The following is a 17,037-nucleotide window of genomic DNA, read 5'->3' on the forward strand; positions in this document are numbered from 1 at the left end:
CTTACTCCTGCGCCAGCGCGGGCTCACCGCGGGCAATGCGCTGCATGAAGTCGAGCTTGAGCAACAACTTCTTCATACCTTCCACATCGAGCCGGGTGGTGTTGTGCGAGTTGTAGTCCTCGCCATGCGTGCTGCGGGTAATGCGCTCTTCGCCCTCCTCCACGTACTTGGCGTAGTTCAGGTCGCGGCCGTCGGGTGGCACACGGTAATAGTCGCCCTGGTCTTCGGCGCAGGCCATTTCCTCGCGGCTCAACAGCGCTTCATAGAGCTTCTCTCCGTGGCGCGTGCCGATCTCACGCACTTCGTGATCCGGCTTGCGCATTACTTCCAGAATGGCCTGCGTCAACACTTGCACCGTCGCTGCCGGGGCCTTCTGCACAAAGATGTCGCCGTTATTGCCGTGCTCGAAGGCATGCAGCACGAGTTCGACTGCGTCCTCCAAGGTCATCATGAAACGGGTCATGGACGGGTCCGTCACGGTGATGGCTTTGCCTGCCAGCACCTGCTCCACGAACAGTGGAATGACCGAGCCGCGAGAGGCCATAACGTTGCCATAGCGCGTGCCGCAAATGATGGTGTTGGTGCTTTCAAGATTTCGGCTGGCAGCGACCATCACCTTTTCCATCATGGCTTTACTGATGCCCATGGCGTTGATGGGATAGACGGCTTTGTCGGTGCTGAGGCACACGACGCGTTTTACGCCTGCGGCAATTGCGGCTTCCAAGACGTTTTCGGTGCCGAGGACGTTGGTGCGCACCGCTTGCATCGGGTGGAATTCGCAAGAAGGCACCTGTTTAAGTGCCGCCGCGTGAAAAACGTAGTCAACCCCCCGCATAGCGGCGCCCACGCTGCGCGAGTCTCGGACATCACCGATGTAAAACTTGAGTTTGGGATGGTTATAGCGTTTGCGCATATCATCCTGTTTTTTCTCATCTCGGCTGAAGATGCGAATTTCTCCTATATCAGTTGAGATAAATCGCTTCAGAACAACATTACCAAAAGAACCGGTACCACCGGTAATAAGCAACGTTTTTTTAAAAAAAAATTTTTCCATAAAGTCAATTCTTTATTCAATAGAATTAAAAAACAAACGAATACGCTCTGCGCATTCAGTCCAACTCTCAGGAAATTCGCTCATTCGCTTGCGACCCTCCGAGACGAGGCGCTTTTGTAAAACGCCATCCTCAGACAAGCGCTCGGCCGCTCGGGCCCATTGCTCCGCGTCATAAGGGTTGACGTAAACTGCCGCATCCCCGCACAAATCACGTGCATAAGGCAAATCCGCGACAATTTGCGGCAATCCCCACTCCATTGCCTCGAGGTGCGATGAACTAAGCGATTCAAGAACACTCGGCATCAGGCACGCATCACACTTCGCATAAAGAGACTTCAGATGCACTTTGTTTATCCAACCAAGTGCAACCAGTGAACCCTCACGAATCAACTGTCGCGCGGAATCGCCGCCCCATTGAATCGCTGATTCTTCATCGATTGTAAGAACAAGGCGATGTTTTTTTCCTTGATTTTTAAGTATCTGAAATGCCTGAATAACAACCGCGTGATTCTTATGGGGGACGGATGTCGCGACATAAAGCCAATTAATCTCGCGCATCACAGATCGCCGGTCCAATCGATCGGTGATATGAGCCGGGAGTGGTTCAAAGCCAACGTCTCGATCAACTTCTACCGCCTTTGGGACAATCCCAACGGGGTAGTTTTTTCCGCAGCGGTCGATCACGTATTTCGCCATTAATGGTGTTTGCACAATGATCCCATGGGCGGCGCGCGACGAAAGCCGAAAAAAAAGACGCAACAAAAATACGCGAAGCCCACCTCCCGGATGAGTTTTCGTATCCTCTTTTGGATATACCTGATGAGCGTTATTCAATGAGAGAACCGTGGGGATTTTGCTTTTAATGTAGGTACCAAGGTTGAGAGACCAAATAATATCCGCTCGCGTACGCTTTGCTATGCTATTAAGTTCGACGCACCCCAGCCAAAGTCGCGTCAACTCCTTGAAGCGCCCTTCGCGAATTAAAATTACGTCGGCATTGGAAGCAAATTTTAGTTGCCGAAGGGAAGAATTATCAGAGCAAACGATAGTAATATGATCCTCAGGAAATCTATGCAAATATGCCTGCAAAAGCAAAGCGAAATTTGCAAGCCCACCACCACCACCACTGTAGTACTGAAACACGATGCGCATTATTGGCAACCCTCAACAAATCCTCGAAGATTGTCGCAATAGTTTTCATAATGAAAATTACGCCTCGCGCATTGCTGTGCCGCTTCGCGCATCTCAGATAACCTATTTTTATCAAGCGTCAGCGCATACCTCAGCCCAGTAATTATCGAATCGCACGTTTCGTCATCAACCAATATCCCTTCTTTTCCGTTTTCTATGTACGCAGGAATGTCACCAGTTGCGTTAGCAATAACTGGCACACCAGCTGCCAAGCTCTCAACCAGCTTTGTCGAAAACCCAGCATTGGACGATCGCCTTTGCGGACGAAAGAGGATGGAAAAATCAGCTTGCTGCAGGAGTGCAGGAACCCTTGATTGAGCGATTCGGCCGTGAAAATTTAGCCGATTCCGAAGACGGCGAAGCAGTTCGATATCATTATTTACGCAGCTCAGTATCTCTGTTTCAGTGGGACCGATAAGATCCAAGCTAACCTGATGTCCTTCTTTATGGAGAACGTCAAGGCTCAGCAATACGGAATGCAAGGTATCTTTCTTTCCAGGTATTCCTGCATACACTAAGCGCAATCCCGGCGCCATTATTTTTTTCTTCGCAGCCCATTTTGACTCAGCCAAATCGACCATCGGGGGTAAAAGAAAAACTCGACAATCGCGTACTGCATAGAATTCCTGCAAAAATCGGCCGATCGAAATAATCTGTCCGATCCATGGGTTTAAGACGCGCATCCGCAACTCATGATCGATCGCTGCAACCCCCCATTTTCCGCCAGGTAGCGAATCGGCGTCATACCATTCGGTGCAATCGACGATCAGTTTGATTTTCTTTCGCCAACAGAAAAACTTCAACAATAAAAGATAAACAACTCCGCCGTGATAAGAGATAACTGCATCAAATCTTTTCACTCGAGAGTATCGACGCAGCCATCTTACAGCACCTGCCCCCATAGTCAGATATTTAAGCAAGCGAGAAAACGGATTAAGCTTTCTCAATCTAAATTGGTTCTGCGGAGAATAAGAAAATCCCTGATAGGAAAATTCCCCTTCGCCGCACTTGTCTTCTGGTCGACCATCTTCTTCCCAGCCGGCGAAATGAACGTCATAGCCGCCTTGTCGAAGTGCTTTCCCAATACCAAGAACTCGCGCAGCAGCAGCATCCCCCTCTGGGAAACGAAAAGTTCCTGTAATGAGGATCCGTTGTTTAAGCTCCTGCATGAGCTCGCTCCCCCATGCTCGCGGCACGCGATAGCGCTGTCGTGAAGGCATACCGCACGCGCTCACCCAAATGACGTTCCCTTGCAACATTAACGGCAGAGTGACTGAGCTCCTCGCGCCATTGACAATCCGAGACAAGCCTACTAACAGCAGAAAATAGAGCCGATTTATTACCTCCAGCAACGGAAACTCCCACTTTCGAATCCTCGATATATGAGGAAGATGCCGAGGCGGCAGGACCGTATGCGAGTGTTGGTAAACCTGCTGCAAGATATTGCGGTATTTTTGTCGATACGGAGAAGCGTGTGTACTGAGCGATGTTAGGTTCTGTCGACTCCACATGAACTGCAACGTCGCAGCACTTTAGGATTTTGGCAACCTCATGAGCTGCAATGCTTCCGCAGTAATGGACTGTGGTACTAAGTTCCGCAAGCTGCGTAGCTTTTTTTTCATCCACCTTCGGTGCATATATATGCAATTCTGCGACGGCCCTATCTTGATTGATTCTAGACAGCACATCAATAAGATCTAAAAGCACTTGGTCGCGACGCAGGTGTAGACCGCCAACATAGACAAATACCAAAGGCGCGGTCGAACCACATTTGGTTTCTCTATCACTGAACACCGAGTCAACAGGATTCATAAAAGGCAAGAAGTCGCAACCAAATTTGCGCGAGTATTCTTTAGCCATCATGTCGCCAATAGCCATTCCAAATGGCACTCGATCAAAAAGATGCTGTACCGCCCTGTTGAGCACTATGCGATGAAGCCATGTTCCAGAACTTTTGTCAGGCACAGAATATGTAGCGAGCCAATCATCCATAAAATGCGGGACCACTGGTATACGAAGTCGTCGCCCCAACTCGTGTGCCAGCCGCGTAATTCTTATATTTCCCAAAAGCGAGTAGATGAGGTCTGGCTGAAATTCCTCCACCTGCCTCATCAGAGATATAGGGAGACGATAGGGCAAGAAATCGAGCAAAGGAGCACAGGCGTACTGCAGCTTCGCTCGAATACCAATTTTCGCAACTGCTACAGACGGCCCCGTGACCCTACCATCAATGAACATCTCTATGCTGGGCGTCGCGGCTGAGCGTAAGCGTGCGAAAGGCAAGAGATCACGTGCGGTCAGTCGTGAACTGAATTTGCATTGATCTGCGTTTGTAGGGATATTGGCAGTGTATATCTGAGAGATAGCGCCATTCGGCCAGTCCTTGAATAGATTTGCAACCGTGATTCCGGTAGCTGAGACCCCATTTAGGGGCTCACCATTGACAATTAGGATTTTTGGGAATTTTCGCATCTTCGAGACTCCTCAGGCGTCAAGCTGGCGTTTTGCGTCGAACTCTAGCGAATCAGATCGCGCACCATGAGGTTTCAGAGGCCTTGATGCCGACAGGATAGGAAAATTTTGGTGCTCAGCATTTTTCACCTCCACAGGAATGCGGTTGGCCACTCCCACCATCCAGCCAAAGGCAAACCATGCTGGCGCAGCGAACTCCCATACTCCCGTTAACGCCATAGGGATCCAGACGAGAAAAAGCAAAATTCCCCCAATCTTTGCCGCTCTATTGGCCGACCTTAGGAGCTTCCGCAGAACTAGATAAATAATTCTAAAATATAGAAACAACCCAATCAATCCACTTTCAACAGCAATGGTCAAAAGAACATTATGGACCGGAATTTCCAGAGGACTTATTTCTTGAAAGGCATAGGCCCCAATACCTTGAAAGGGGCTTGAATAAATCTGTGAAATTGCGAATGGCCAGAGTTCTTCACGCCCGGAGAAATCGATGTCCCATTTATCGCTCGCAAGGTAAGCAAAAAAATCCAACCTCTGCCGCACTTCTAACGGCAGGTAGTCAAGAATGAAGAAAAGAAGAGCACCAATCATTGCTACGGCAAGTAGCGCTTTGCCAAGGTTTCGACGGATTTTCGTGAGCGCGTAGAAAGAAAGGGCCGCAAGCACTCCCAGCAAGGCGCCTCGAGAGCCGGAAAACATAATGGCAGTGAGCCCAAGCCCCAAAAAAGCTAAAAGCGCATAATTTCCTAAATTACGGCCGGGCCGGTCCAAGATTAGCGTAATTGCTATCGGAAGTGCAGTGGACACGGCATAAGCGACATAATTTGCATTCAAATCGCCAACAGTAGAGCGTGCATCAAGGGCGCTGTTTGATACAAAAGAAAAGCCGTTAGAGATGACAATGAGAGCGGCGATCGCACAGCCTGCTATGTAAGCTAAGCCTAAAAATCTCCACCACGGAATATTCCTTCCAGCCCGAAGCGCACATGACATTAACGCGAATGCCAAGCAATATGACAATATTGCCGAAAGTGTGCGCTGCGGTGCGATCGACCAAAAAAAAGAACAACTTACCCAAATCAAAAAGAAACCAGCCGATAGTTCAACTTGCGACGGCACCTTCAGAGGACCTCGAACTAGGTTGGACAATGTGAATGAACCCACAGCGAACACGGTGAGGATGATCCAGTATGGATACCCTACTGGGCCGGCATCGAGTGCAAAGCTAATGAGAAATGCAGAAGCGGCAACTGCAAGAAGTCCGATACGTGAAAAAAGTTGCCCTAGGCTGCGCATGATGCTTCACGGAATTTATTTTCCGACACCGGCTTGTGGATGCGAGCAAATATCGCGGCAGTAAGCAAGGTCATAGCGCCTCTTTCTTCGTAGTCACTTTGTTCAGCAGTCTCTCTACAGCCGCGAAGGGAAACGGACGCACCGTAAATAAAACAATTGGTACATAAATTGCAAAAAAAACAATTATTTTCCATGCCAATGCTTGCCAAAAATCTGTACTCCACGCTGCCCCGAGCACATAGGCACACGCACCCGCAACGATCGAGGCAGCCAGAATTGGAATAAGGCTACGCACCGTTAAAAGCAATGAAATACCAAGAGCGCGATGCGAGCAGAAGAGGTTCATTGCGAGATACGGACCGGCAAACAAAGCACTTTCTACAAGTACAAGCGTTTCCAAATCTCTCGCAAATTTAGCCGTCGAGAGTAGTGCTACTAAAGAAATTCCAGTAAGCCCAATGTTCATCCAAAGTTGTTCTCGAGCTTTTCCCGCAGCTAGAAATAGCCATATAGTGGATGTTGATATCGGCAGTGTCATCGCTGCGAGCGCAAACCACTGAAGCAGGCGTGCAGCGCCTTGCCACTGAGGGCCATAAAGCAATCGAATGACTTCTGCACCCCCTGAAAATAGAAACGCCCCCGCTGGGCACCCAATCACCGATGTAATGATCAAGGCCTTGCGATAAAGCAATGCCAGCTTTTCGGGCTCGCTCCTCAAAGCCGCCAGCGAGGAAACCATGACATCGGTCACAACCATCGATGCATATTGCGTAGGCATTGATTTCACGCCGTATGCGCGCTGATAGTTGCCCATTGCAAGGCTACCAAAGCAACGTGCAGCCAGAATTCCACCTAAATATAGTTGGAAGTAGCAGACATAATTTGAAAGAGCAAAACCTGCTCCTTTACGCAACTCCGGCAGTGCGACAGAGAACTTCCGTGGCCAACCCGGAATTGCCTCGGACAAGGCCAGCACAGCAATGGATCGAACAGCGTGCATGCAGACCGCCTGACTCACCACTGCCCATACGCCGGCCCCGCCCAGAGCCAAGCCAATTCCGACGGCACAGCTCACACACAACGCCGCCGTATCTATCGTATTCAGTTTTTTTTGCTGCAGCCGCCGACGAAGTAATGCGGCCGGTTGCGTTGCGAGGCTATTAAGAAAGGCTGCTGCCCCGATAAAAACGCTGAGCCATATCAGCTTGGGCGCATTGTAGAACGCGGCCAACAGAGGACCCGCTATCACAGATAGTCCCAAAAGGCCAACTCCAAATAAAAAACCAAAGAAAAAGAGTGCGTCGAATTTTTCTTTGTCGTATATGGGCGCCTGGACTGTCGCCCAAGTGAGCGCCGTATCGAACAATACGAGAAACGCCAAAAACGTCAACGCCATCGCCGCCACCCCGAATTCGGAGGGAGTGACATGGCGCGAAACAACCATAGTGGTGCCAATCGTGAGAATTTGGCGCACGGCAGTCAAGAATATGGACCAACCTGCAGCTCGCCTCGCAAGCTTCGGAATGTCATTACCGGATGGCGGCCCATATATCACATTGCCAGCATTACTCCGCACCGAGCATTCATCAGTGTGGACTAGTTGGTCTTTCGGCTTCTCCACGTTGAACACCATCAATTGGCTTGGTGTTTTAGGCTGAGATACCATGGCATTGCGCAAATTATGCCGGCTCGAATTGAGTGCCTCGGCACATACCCAAGTAGCGCTCTCCCCTTACCTACATGCGCCTGTGAATGTCGTACGTCACCGGCCCGGAAATCGCGATATAGAGGTTCTTTGAGATATAAGACACCGTTGGCCGCAAGCGTCTCGCGCAACGCCTCAAAAAGTTGATTGAGGGTAGTGCGGTCGCCAACCGCGACGTTGTATATTTGATTTCGCGCTTCTGCGGTTGAAGCAGTAGCGGCGAGCAGATTTGCCTGAATGGCATTCGCGACGAAACAAAAGTCGCGACTAGTTTCTCCATCGCCATTGATGAAGATATCCTCGTCGGCAATCATTGCCGCTGTCCATTTTGGAATAACAGCCGCATAGGCGCCGTTAGGGTCTTGGCGTGGCCCGAACACGTTGAAGTAGCGCAGACCAATTGCCGTGAATCCGTAACTTCGCGCAAAGACATCCGCATAGAGTTCATTGACAAACTTGGTAACCGCATAGGGCGACAACGGCTTGCCAATCACGTCCTCAACCTTCGGCAGCGCCGGGTGATCGCCGTATGTCGAACTGCTCGCGGCATAGGTGAAGCTCTTCACTTCCGCATCGCGCGCCGCCACCAACATGTTGAGAAAGCCATCGATGTTGGTGGCGTTGGTGGTAATCGGGTCGGCAAGGCTGCGCGGCACGGAGCCCAATGCGGCCTGATGCAAGACGTGCTCCACGCCCTCGCATCCGCGGCGGCAATCCTCCAGTTTGCGGATATCGCCTTCGATGAAGGTGAACCGTCCCCATTGATCCGCGTTGACTAGAGTCCGCACCTCGTCAAGATTGCGCTGATAGCCGGTGGCAAAGTTATCCAAACCGACCACTTGCTGGTCGAGCTTGAGAAGCGCCTCGAGAAGGTTGCTGCCGATGAAGCCGGCCACGCCGGTGACCAGCCAAGTATGACGTTCGCTGGTCAGGCGTTCGAGCAGCAGCTCGTAGGCAGTCTGATTGGGAGTGAAATTTGTCATAGCCTTCCGTCTGCTGCACCCAATGGCAGGATGCTCTTCACATCAAAAAGCACGGCGCCCGCTTGGCCCAAAGCCTTAATTCCGGCCTCCCCCAATGCAACAAACTGGTGGTGCCCCACTGCCAGCACCACGGCAGCGTATTGGCCGGGCTGAGGCATTTCGACCAAGCATTTAAGTCCATATTCATGCTCGGCATCGGCCACATTGATCCACGGATCGAATACGTCGACTTGGACGTTGTAGCTCTGAAGAGTGCTCACGATGTCCACCACCTTGGTGTTACGCACGTCCGGGCAGTTTTCCTTGAAGGTCAGCCCCAGCACCAGGACCTTGCTGTTCAGCACCGGCAAGCTCTTGCGCAGCATCAGCTTGATCACTTCATCAGCCACGTGGCTAGCCATGTTGTCGTTGATGCGTCGGCCCGCCAAGATCACTTCAGGGTGGTAGCCGACTTCGACCGCCTTATGCGTCAGGTAATACGGGTCTACGCCTATGCAGTGGCCTCCTACCAGTCCCGGACGAAAAGGCAGGAAGTTCCACTTGGTGCCGGCGGCCTGCAAAACCTCCCCCGTGTCGATGCCTAGCCTATGAAAGATCAGGCTGAGCTCATTCATCAGCGCAATGTTCACGTCGCGCTGCGTGTTTTCGATCACCTTCGCGGCCTCGGCAACCTTGATAGTGCTGGCCTTGTGAGTGCCAGCGGTGATGATCTGGCCGTATAGCTGGTCAACCGTTTCAGCGACCTCGGGCGTGCTGCCGCTGGTCACCTTCTTGATGGTTGACAGGCGGTGTTCCTTGTCACCGGGGTTGATCCGCTCGGGGCTATAGCCGCAGAAAAAGTCGACATTGAATTTCTGGCCGCTGTGTTTCTCCAGCACCGGCACGCAGACCTCTTCGGTCGCGCCCGGGTACACGGTCGATTCGTAGATGACGATTGCGCCGGTCGGCATTACCTTGCCGACCGTCTCGCTGGCCTTGATCAACGGCGTCAAATCAGGGCGATTGGCGTTGTCGATAGGGGTGGGTACCGTGACGATGAAGATCCCGCAATCGCGCAGATCGGCGATGTCCGACGTAAAGGCCAACCGACTCGCCGCCTTCAATTCTTCGGGCGTGGTTTCAAGGGTGTGATCGCGCCCTTCCCTCAATTCGGCAATGCGCTTCGGATTGATGTCGAATCCAACGACATCGCGCTTCTTGCCGAATTCGACGGCAAGCGGCAGGCCGACGTAGCCCAGGCCGATCACGGCAATCTTAGAATTGTTTGAGTTCATTCGAGACTAGCTCCGGTTGCGGGGCGCTCTGACCAAAAGGGGGCAATGCCGCACGCGGCACCGCTCGCCAAGCTCCTCTTTAAGACTTGGCGGGCGATAAAACCGGCCGAGGCGCTGTGGCAAGACCTGTTCACCACGGCAACCCGGCCCGCTCTCAGCGGAACCGATCCGCCGTTTCGCTACCCAAGTTCACCACCTGCGCGGCGGGCAAGATCAAGCTGATCACGCGGTTCCACTTCACGAGCGGCACCGGGTCGATGTAGACCACGTCTTGCGCCTCCAGGCTGAACTGCCTGGCCAGCACCATGGCGGCGGGGTTCTTGGCGTCCAGGTGGAAGATCGCGGGCAAGCCGGTGGCACCTTGCCGAATCACGTAGATCTGGCCGGGGTTCGACGTGGTAAGCACCGGGCCGCCCGCTTCGCCCAACGCCTCGTTCAGGTTGAGGCGGCCGTTGGTGCGCACCGGCAGTGCCGATGGGCGCAGGATTTCACCCATCACATACACCTTGGCGTCTTCGCGGGTGCCCACGCGAATGGTGTCGCCGTTTCTCAGGGGAATGTCGTTGCCGTCGTGGCCAGCCTGGCGCAGGCGTGTGAGGTCGATGTCGATGGACTTGCCGTCGCGCACCAGGGTGACGTCTGCGCGGTTGCCGTTGGCGGTGATGCCGCCGGCGCGGTTGATGGCCTCGGTGAGGGTCATGGGCACGTCGGTGAAGATCTGCGAGCCCGGTGAGCGCACTTCGCCTTCTATATAGGCACGGCGGCTGCGGAAGGACTGGATGCGCACGGTCACTTCGGGCTCGCGCACCTGGGTGACGATGAGCTTGGAGATGAGGTCGCCGGCCTCGGCCTCGGTGAGGCCCGCCACCCTGACGCGGCCGACGTAGGGAAAGGCAATTTCGCCCGACGAATCGACGATGAAGCCGGGCGCCACGCTCACGCCGGTGGGGTCGGCCTGTTGGGAGATGACGGCGCCGGCGTTGGGCAGCAGCTCGGGGTGGTCATACACGATGACGCCGACCACGTCTCCGGGGCCGATGGTGTAGCTCTTCGGCTTGCCGAACAGGGCCTGCACTTCGGGCGGCAGGTTCTTGGGCGCGGCCTTGGCCAGAGTGCGCACCAGGGCTGGCGTGATGGGGGTGATCCGGTCCTCGGGTGCTGCGTCGGGCAGGTACTGGAACTTGGGAGGCAGATCTTCGGCGACCTGGTAGGGCTCGACGGCACCCATGCCCGGAGCAACGGCGCAGCCTTGAAGCACGGCCACGCCCAACATTGCAGCGGCAATCCATGCCGTTGCGTTCACTTCTCGTCTCAAAACAGTCCCCTGGTTGTTGCGATGAGGGCCGCGACTCCGGCCCCACAGGGACTAGCTGTTGCTGAATACCCCTCCCTGTACGTATATTTTAACTTTTGTTGCTAAACGTTTGTATTCAACAAGTGACGCGGATCACTTTTTCAGAGATATCTAACGAGTGTTACCTTTAGCAACCCATCTCCTGCAAAAAGTGTGATGAATACCCTTGTCAGGGCAACGCTGTTACTTGAAGGAAGTTGGACGCGGTAGAGCGAAGAAACGGGCGACTTGTCATCACTCGTATTGGGTAGGCCGGCCGTTTTTTTGTATCGCCTGAGGGATTGACATCGGCACTCAGCGGGAGGTCAGGTGCGGCATGTCCAATGCTCCAAAAAGAGCCTTTCTGGAGGGCATTTGCTGCTTTTACCCATGTACACCATCGCAATTGACACCGGAATCTTCATTGCAGGCGCCTTCCTGGGTGTCCTGCTCATGTGCCTGCTCCACGTTTCGCGGTCGGACGACTGAAGCCGAGAGCCCCGGCCTCGCCGGCTGGGGCAGGTAACCGTTGTTGCCACGCATCACCGCGGGACACTCCTCATGACGGCGCGCTGAGGCGCCTTTAGGACTTTTTCCCTACGGAAATCTGTGATGAAGTTGGCAAAACCGCTTCTAAAATGTGAGCGGCCGTCTGTGACAAGTGGTACTTCCAGCTACATTTTGTAAGCCAGAAGCGACCGCTGATCCAGCGTAACGAGCTCCGGCAGTCCCAACGGACTGCCGTTCCTCGTTGTCGATTGCTTCTGCTCGCCCGCCTCCATGCGGGTCTCGCAGCCAGAAGGAATCCGGCAGGTCCCGGTGCTCTCGGCCCCTCTGTAGGGGCCGCCTTCCAGCCATTTTTCCGCCCGTTCCTGACGGATGGGCTACCCACCCCCAGCGCGTAACCACGACGCGATGGACTGAAGCGCGTCAGTTGACTTTTTGAAACTAAAGTATCAATAATTGATGGCTGAGAACTATTTAGTTACTTAGCCGGGGGCGAGTTCAGCCCTTCTTTCCAACACCTTTCCTCTAACCAGTTGGCGTTCACCATGAAAAAGCTCTCCCTCATCGCTGCAGCGACCCTTGCCGTTACCACCAGCGCCGTCTTGGCAGCAACGAACCCGGCCACTTCGACGTTCCAGGTCCTGATCACTGTCAACAAGGCCTGTTCGGTGGTCGCGGGTACCGCTTCCAACATCGATTTCGGACCGGTCGATTCCTCCGCCACCAACCTGTCCGCCAGCAGCAACATCAGCGTGACCTGCTCCAAGACGACGCCCTACAACATCGGCCTGCAGCCTTCGCTGGCCACCAGCACCACCGGCGCCGGTGTGATGAGCTCCGTGACCACTTCGGACACGGTCGCCTACCAGCTCCGTTCGGGAAGCGCTACCGGCCCGGTCTGGGGCAGCACCGCCACGGCTACCGATGTGGGCAACGGCGTGGCCGGCACCGGTACCGGTGTGGCGCAGACGATTCCCGTGCATGCCACGGTTGCCAACGCCAACGTGACGCCTGGCGCCTACGCCGACACGGTGACGGTCCTCGTCAACTACTGATCGTTTGATCGATAGCCCATGCGCCACCTGCTGCTTCGCTATACCGCTGCCCTCGCGCTTGCCCTGGCGCAGGCGGTCGCATCGGCCAGCGGGCTGCAGGTGTCTCCGGTCACGCTGACGCTGCAGGCCACGCAAAACGCCGAAGGCCTTTGGCTCAGCAACACCGGGGACACGGTGGTGCATGCGCAGGTGCGCGTCTATCAATGGACGCAGGAGAACGGCACCGAAAAGCTGACGCCCTCGCGCGAACTGCTGGTCAGTCCGCCGATGGTGCAGCTGGCTGCCTCTGACAGGCAGCTGATCCGCGTGATTCGCTCGGGCGTTCCCACGGGCACTGTCGAGGGCTCGTACCGGGTGATCATCGACGAGCTGCCGGTGGAGATGAAGGAAAAGAAGGGCCTGCAGCTGGTGCTGCGCTATTCGGTGCCCATCTTCATTGCAGCCGCGGGCGCCCAGTCGCCTGCGCCCCAGCTCGCATGGTCGCTGCGCCGCGAAGACGGCAAGGCGGTGATCGAGGTGGCGAACAACGGCGGCATGCATGCGCAGCTCGCCGATCTGGAATTTGTCGACACGGTCGGCCGCCGCACGCCGGTGCATGCCGGCCTGATGGGCTACGTGTTGCCGGGCGCGCGCATGCGTTGGCCGCTGAAGACCTCCGCGGAGGCCTTTGCCCTCGGCGGCATCCTGGAAACGAAGATCAATGGCAACGCGACGCAGGAAAACATCCCGCCGCTCCCACGCGCCCGCTGAGCGCCTGCTGCCACTGCTGCTTCTCTCCGGTCTGGTGTCTTTTGCCGCTCAGGCTGAGGGTGCGGCAGCCGGCGCAAGCGCACAGGTGGCCGCCTCCACGGAAGGCGACCTGGCCGGCCCGGGCGGCAGCGACCTTTATCTTGAACTGAGCCTCAATGGCAATCCGCGCGGCCTGGTGCACTTTGGCCTGCGCGGGCAGGAGCTTTGGGCCAGCGCGGCCACGCTGCGGCAGCTGGGCTTCGTGCTGCCGGCGGGCGTGTCGGATCCGGTGCGGCTCAGGAGCCTTCCGGGGGTACAGGTGAAGTACGACGCGGCGGTGCAGAGCGTGGCCATTCACGCCACCGCCGATGTGCTGCGCCTGCCCACGACGGTGGTCGACACGTCGACGACCATCGTGCCCAAGGCCAGCGCTTCGCCCGGCTTGCTGCTCAACTACGACCTGTATGGCACGCAGGGGCGCGGCAATACGTCGAGCCTGAATGCGCTCACCGAACTGCGCGCGTTCAACGGGAGCTCGGTGCTCAGCAACACGCTGATGTCGCGCGCGGCCCGCACCGATGGCGAGGGCTGGCAGCACGACTCGGTCCGGCTCGACACCACCTGGAGCAAGTCGTTCCCCGAAGAAATGCTGACCCTTCGCGTGGGCGATACCACCACGGCCTCGCTGCCGTGGTCGCGCTCCACACGAATCGGCGGCATCCAGCTGTCGCGCAACTTTGCGCTGCAGCCCTATCGCACCACCACGCCGCTGCCGGCCTTCCTGGGGTCGGCCACGCTGCCTTCGCAGGTGGAGCTGTACATCAACGGGATGCGCCAGTACACGGGCCAGGTGCCGGCGGGGCCGTTTCAGCTGAAGACGGTTCCCAGCATCAATGGCGCGGGCAATGCGCAGGTGGTGTTGACCGATGCCTTCGGGCGCGCGACGACGCTCGACTTTTCGCTGTACGACACGCAGCGGCTGCTGGAGGCGGGCCTGTCGGACTGGTCGGTGGACCTGGGCATGGTGCGCAAGAGCTACGGCCTGCGCTCGTTCGACTACGGCAACGAAGCCGCCGCCACCGGCACCTGGCGCTATGGCGTGAGCAACAGCTTCACGCTGGAAGCGCACGGCGAGGCCACCAAGGGGCTGGTCAAGGGCGGCGTTGGCGGCGCCTTGCTGCTGGGCCAGAGCGGCGTGCTGACGGGCGCGGTGGCGCAGAGCAGCTACGGCGCAGAGCGGGGCTCGCTGCTCAACCTGGGCTACAGCTGGCGCGACAACCGGTTCAATTTCACGGTCGAAGGCACCCGCACGCGCGGCGACTACCGCGACGTGGCGTCGCTGTACGGCAGCGCGCCGCCACGCGGCTCGGGCCGCGCATCGATCGGCTACACCACCAGCGGCTTCGGCAGCTTTGGCCTGAGCTACCTGTACCTGCGCTATCCGGCGCAGGAGGCAACGCGCCTGGCAAGCGCCTACTGGTTCATGTCGCTGGGGCGCAGCGCGTCGGTGAATGTGAGCCTCAACCAGAACCTGGACAACCGGCGCGAGCGCAGCCTTTTCGTGGGCTTCACCTGGGCGCTGGACGGCAAGGTCACGACCAGCACCGGCGTGCAGCGCGACGGCGACCGCACCACCTTCTCGGCCGACGCGCAGAGCTCGACGCCGAGCGAAGGCGGCATCGGCTGGCGCGCGGGCCTGCGCCAGGGCGGCGGCCAGAACGGCGGCCAGGCCGAGCTCGACTACCTGGGCCGCTACGGCCGCGCGATGGCGGGCATCAGCATGATCGGCGACAGCCGCTATGCCTACGCCGGCGCCACGGGTTCGGTCGCGTTCATGGGCGGCCAGCCCTTTGCGGCCCGGCGCATCGACGATGCCTTTGCGGTGGTCTCCACCGACGGCATTGCGGGCGTGCCGGTGAGGCTGGAGAACCGCGACATCGGCACGACGGACGGCCACGGCATGCTGCTGGTGGCGCCGCTGCGCGCCTACCAGAACAACCAGCTGTCGATCGACCCGATGCAGCTGCCCGCCGACGTGCGGATCGAGCGCGTGAAGACGGTGGCCACGCCGAGCGACCGCGCCGGCACGATGGTGCGCTTTGGCATCACGCCGATCAATGCGGCGGCGCTGCTGCTGGTGGATGAGGCGGGCAAGCCGCTGCCGCTGGGCAGCCGGGTGCGCGTGAACGGCGGCACCGGCGAGCCGGCGCTGGTGGGCTTTGACGGCGCGGTGTACCTGGAGTCGCTGCAGCCGCACAACACGCTCGAGGTGCAGACGCCCGGCGGCCGCTGCCGCGCCAGCTTCGACTATCGCAAGGACGGCGCCGGCATTCCGCAGATCGGACCGCTGCGCTGCATCAGGGAAGGGAAGACGCCATGAGCTTTTTGAGCCGCACCTTGCAGGCGCTGCGCCTGCCTTTGCTTTGTGCGCTGCTGTGGTGGCTGCCGATGGGGAGCGCGCAGGCGGCGGTCAATTGCACGGCGCAGATGTCGGCTCTGAATTTCGGCACGGTGGAGCTGGTCGACGGAAGCACGCCGCCATCCGTGAACGCCACGCTGACCTATACCTGCAACAACACCGGCAACTCCACCGAGTCCCTCAGGGTCTGCTTCAATATTGGCGACGGCGACCAAAGCCTTGGGAGCTTCGATCCGCGGCTCATGAAGCTCACCACGGGCAACAACACCTTGAAGTTCCGGCTCTTCCAGGGCACGAGCGGCACGGTCTGGGGTTCGAATGGCAACGCGGCGGTGCCGAATCCATTCACCGACACCATGAGCATTGCTCGCCGGTCCAGCGTGACGAGAAGCACGACCATGCGCGGGGAATTGCTTGCCCTCCAGGGCACGGCGCCTCCGGGCCAGTACACGGACAACTTCGGCGGAATCCACACCTCGATCACGCTGTCGTCGAACCAGGGCTCCACCGCGCCATCGACGTGCAACGGCTCGTCGTCGGGCAACTTTCCCTTCGTGGTGAACGCGACCGTCGCCAAGAGCTGCCTGGTCACGGCCGATCCGCTGAACTTCGGCAGCATCGACGGCCTGCCGGGCATGGGCAACAGAGACCAGGCGAGCACGATCAACGTGACCTGCTCGGCGTCCACCGTCTACAAGGTCGGGCTGTCGCCATCCAATGGCTCGACCACCGGTGCCGGGGTGATGTCGCCGACGGGCGGCGTGCCGGGCAACACGGACACGGTGGCCTACCGGCTCTACCGCGATGCCAACCGCTCGCTCCCGTGGGGCAGCGTCGTGGACACCAACACCGCCACGGCCACCGGCAACGGCACGGCCCAGGCGCTGACCGTGTACGGCCGGGTCCTTGGCAGCAGCGTGAACGTGCGGCCGGACAGCTACCGGGACACCGTGACGGTCTCCGTGACCTACTGACCCGCCAGGGCCAAGCGAGGGGCGCCGCAAAAAAAAACGCGGGCG

Annotated in this window: 14 protein-coding genes; 5 read left to right on the forward strand and 9 right to left on the reverse strand. The window is 57.2% G+C overall.

Annotation, left to right across the window (positions count from 1 at the left end; translation table 11 throughout):
- Position 1: 1 nt before the first annotated feature.
- The 9 genes from EJO66_RS08235 to EJO66_RS08275 form a co-directional block, all read right to left on the reverse strand.
- Positions 2 to 1,054 carry a polysaccharide biosynthesis protein gene (locus tag EJO66_RS08235; protein WP_125964979.1) on the reverse strand — a complete coding sequence of 351 codons (1,053 nt, stop codon included), beginning with the start codon at positions 1,052 to 1,054 and terminating at the stop codon, positions 2 to 4.
- 12 nt (positions 1,055 to 1,066) lie between these two features.
- Positions 1,067 to 2,197, reverse strand: a complete 1,131-nt coding sequence (locus tag EJO66_RS08240; protein WP_164547789.1) for a glycosyltransferase — start codon at positions 2,195 to 2,197, stop codon at positions 1,067 to 1,069.
- An 8-nt stretch (positions 2,198 to 2,205) separates the two neighbouring features.
- Positions 2,206 to 3,414 carry a glycosyltransferase gene (locus EJO66_RS08245; RefSeq protein ID WP_164547790.1) on the reverse strand — a complete coding sequence of 403 codons (1,209 nt, stop codon included), beginning with the start codon at positions 3,412 to 3,414 and terminating at the stop codon, positions 2,206 to 2,208.
- On the reverse strand, positions 3,401 to 4,717 hold the full coding sequence (locus tag EJO66_RS08250; protein ID WP_125964982.1) for a glycosyltransferase: 1,317 nt from the start codon (positions 4,715 to 4,717) through the stop codon (positions 3,401 to 3,403). Before EJO66_RS08250 ends, EJO66_RS08245 begins: the two co-directional genes overlap by 14 nt.
- A gap of 12 nt (positions 4,718 to 4,729) precedes the next feature.
- A complete protein-coding gene (locus tag EJO66_RS08255; protein WP_125964983.1) occupies positions 4,730 to 6,013 on the reverse strand; it encodes an O-antigen ligase family protein in 1,284 nt (427 codons plus the stop codon).
- 70 nt (positions 6,014 to 6,083) lie between these two features.
- Positions 6,084 to 7,646 carry an oligosaccharide flippase family protein gene (locus tag EJO66_RS08260; protein WP_240648556.1) on the reverse strand — a complete coding sequence of 521 codons (1,563 nt, stop codon included), beginning with the start codon at positions 7,644 to 7,646 and terminating at the stop codon, positions 6,084 to 6,086.
- Positions 7,646 to 8,701: an NAD-dependent epimerase/dehydratase family protein gene (locus tag EJO66_RS08265; RefSeq protein WP_125964985.1), complete on the reverse strand. Its 1,056-nt coding sequence runs from the start codon at positions 8,699 to 8,701 to the stop codon at positions 7,646 to 7,648. The genes EJO66_RS08260 and EJO66_RS08265 overlap by 1 nt, the downstream gene beginning before the upstream one ends.
- Positions 8,698 to 9,975: a Vi polysaccharide biosynthesis UDP-N-acetylglucosamine C-6 dehydrogenase TviB gene (gene tviB, locus EJO66_RS08270; protein WP_125964986.1), complete on the reverse strand. Its 1,278-nt coding sequence runs from the start codon at positions 9,973 to 9,975 to the stop codon at positions 8,698 to 8,700. Before tviB ends, EJO66_RS08265 begins: the two co-directional genes overlap by 4 nt.
- Positions 9,976 to 10,129: 154 nt before the next feature.
- Positions 10,130 to 11,248, reverse strand: a complete 1,119-nt coding sequence (locus EJO66_RS08275) for a polysaccharide biosynthesis/export family protein (RefSeq protein ID WP_125965144.1) — start codon at positions 11,246 to 11,248, stop codon at positions 10,130 to 10,132.
- Between the two features lie 450 nt (positions 11,249 to 11,698).
- On the opposite strand from EJO66_RS08275, the gene EJO66_RS33355 reads away from it, so the two are divergent.
- The 5 genes from EJO66_RS33355 (at position 11,699) to EJO66_RS08300 (ending at position 16,992) form a co-directional block, all read left to right on the forward strand.
- On the forward strand, positions 11,699 to 11,797 hold the full coding sequence (locus tag EJO66_RS33355; protein ID WP_124959365.1) for a DUF3789 domain-containing protein: 99 nt from the start codon (positions 11,699 to 11,701) through the stop codon (positions 11,795 to 11,797).
- 563 nt (positions 11,798 to 12,360) lie between these two features.
- Complete coding sequence (locus tag EJO66_RS08285) at positions 12,361 to 12,870, forward strand: Csu type fimbrial protein (RefSeq protein ID WP_124959364.1); 510 nt, start codon at positions 12,361 to 12,363, stop codon at positions 12,868 to 12,870.
- Between the two features lie 18 nt (positions 12,871 to 12,888).
- On the forward strand, positions 12,889 to 13,620 hold the full coding sequence (locus tag EJO66_RS08290) for a fimbrial biogenesis chaperone (protein WP_124959363.1): 732 nt from the start codon (positions 12,889 to 12,891) through the stop codon (positions 13,618 to 13,620).
- An 85-nt stretch (positions 13,621 to 13,705) separates the two neighbouring features.
- Complete coding sequence (locus EJO66_RS08295) at positions 13,706 to 15,979, forward strand: fimbria/pilus outer membrane usher protein (RefSeq protein WP_240648545.1); 2,274 nt, start codon at positions 13,706 to 13,708, stop codon at positions 15,977 to 15,979.
- Positions 15,976 to 16,992, forward strand: a complete 1,017-nt coding sequence (locus EJO66_RS08300; protein ID WP_125964988.1) for a Csu type fimbrial protein — start codon at positions 15,976 to 15,978, stop codon at positions 16,990 to 16,992. Before EJO66_RS08295 ends, EJO66_RS08300 begins: the two co-directional genes overlap by 4 nt.
- Positions 16,993 to 17,037 lie beyond the last annotated feature (45 nt).

This window comes from Variovorax beijingensis, from assembly GCF_003951285.1.
Lineage (GTDB): Bacteria > Pseudomonadota > Gammaproteobacteria > Burkholderiales > Burkholderiaceae_C > Variovorax > Variovorax beijingensis.

Excerpts from the sequence above, each read along its gene's own strand:
- EJO66_RS08235 (WP_125964979.1), bottom strand. The coding sequence starts at position 1,054 with ATGGAAAAATTTTTTTTTAAAAAAACGTTGCTTATTACCGGTGGTACC.
- EJO66_RS08245 (WP_164547790.1), bottom strand. The coding sequence starts at position 3,414 with ATGCAGGAGCTTAAACAACGGATCCTCATTACAGGAACTTTTCGTTTC.
- EJO66_RS08250 (WP_125964982.1), bottom strand. The coding sequence starts at position 4,717 with ATGCGAAAATTCCCAAAAATCCTAATTGTCAATGGTGAGCCCCTAAAT.
- EJO66_RS08255 (WP_125964983.1), bottom strand. The coding sequence starts at position 6,013 with ATGCGCAGCCTAGGGCAACTTTTTTCACGTATCGGACTTCTTGCAGTT.
- EJO66_RS08260 (WP_240648556.1), bottom strand. The coding sequence starts at position 7,646 with ATGGTGTTCAACGTGGAGAAGCCGAAAGACCAACTAGTCCACACTGAT.
- EJO66_RS08265 (WP_125964985.1), bottom strand. The coding sequence starts at position 8,701 with ATGACAAATTTCACTCCCAATCAGACTGCCTACGAGCTGCTGCTCGAA.
- tviB (WP_125964986.1), bottom strand. The coding sequence starts at position 9,975 with ATGAACTCAAACAATTCTAAGATTGCCGTGATCGGCCTGGGCTACGTC.
- EJO66_RS08275 (WP_125965144.1), bottom strand. The coding sequence starts at position 11,248 with ATGTTGGGCGTGGCCGTGCTTCAAGGCTGCGCCGTTGCTCCGGGCATG.
- EJO66_RS33355 (WP_124959365.1), top strand. The coding sequence starts at position 11,699 with ATGTACACCATCGCAATTGACACCGGAATCTTCATTGCAGGCGCCTTC.
- EJO66_RS08285 (WP_124959364.1), top strand. The coding sequence starts at position 12,361 with ATGAAAAAGCTCTCCCTCATCGCTGCAGCGACCCTTGCCGTTACCACC.
- EJO66_RS08290 (WP_124959363.1), top strand. The coding sequence starts at position 12,889 with ATGCGCCACCTGCTGCTTCGCTATACCGCTGCCCTCGCGCTTGCCCTG.
- EJO66_RS08300 (WP_125964988.1), top strand. The coding sequence starts at position 15,976 with ATGAGCTTTTTGAGCCGCACCTTGCAGGCGCTGCGCCTGCCTTTGCTT.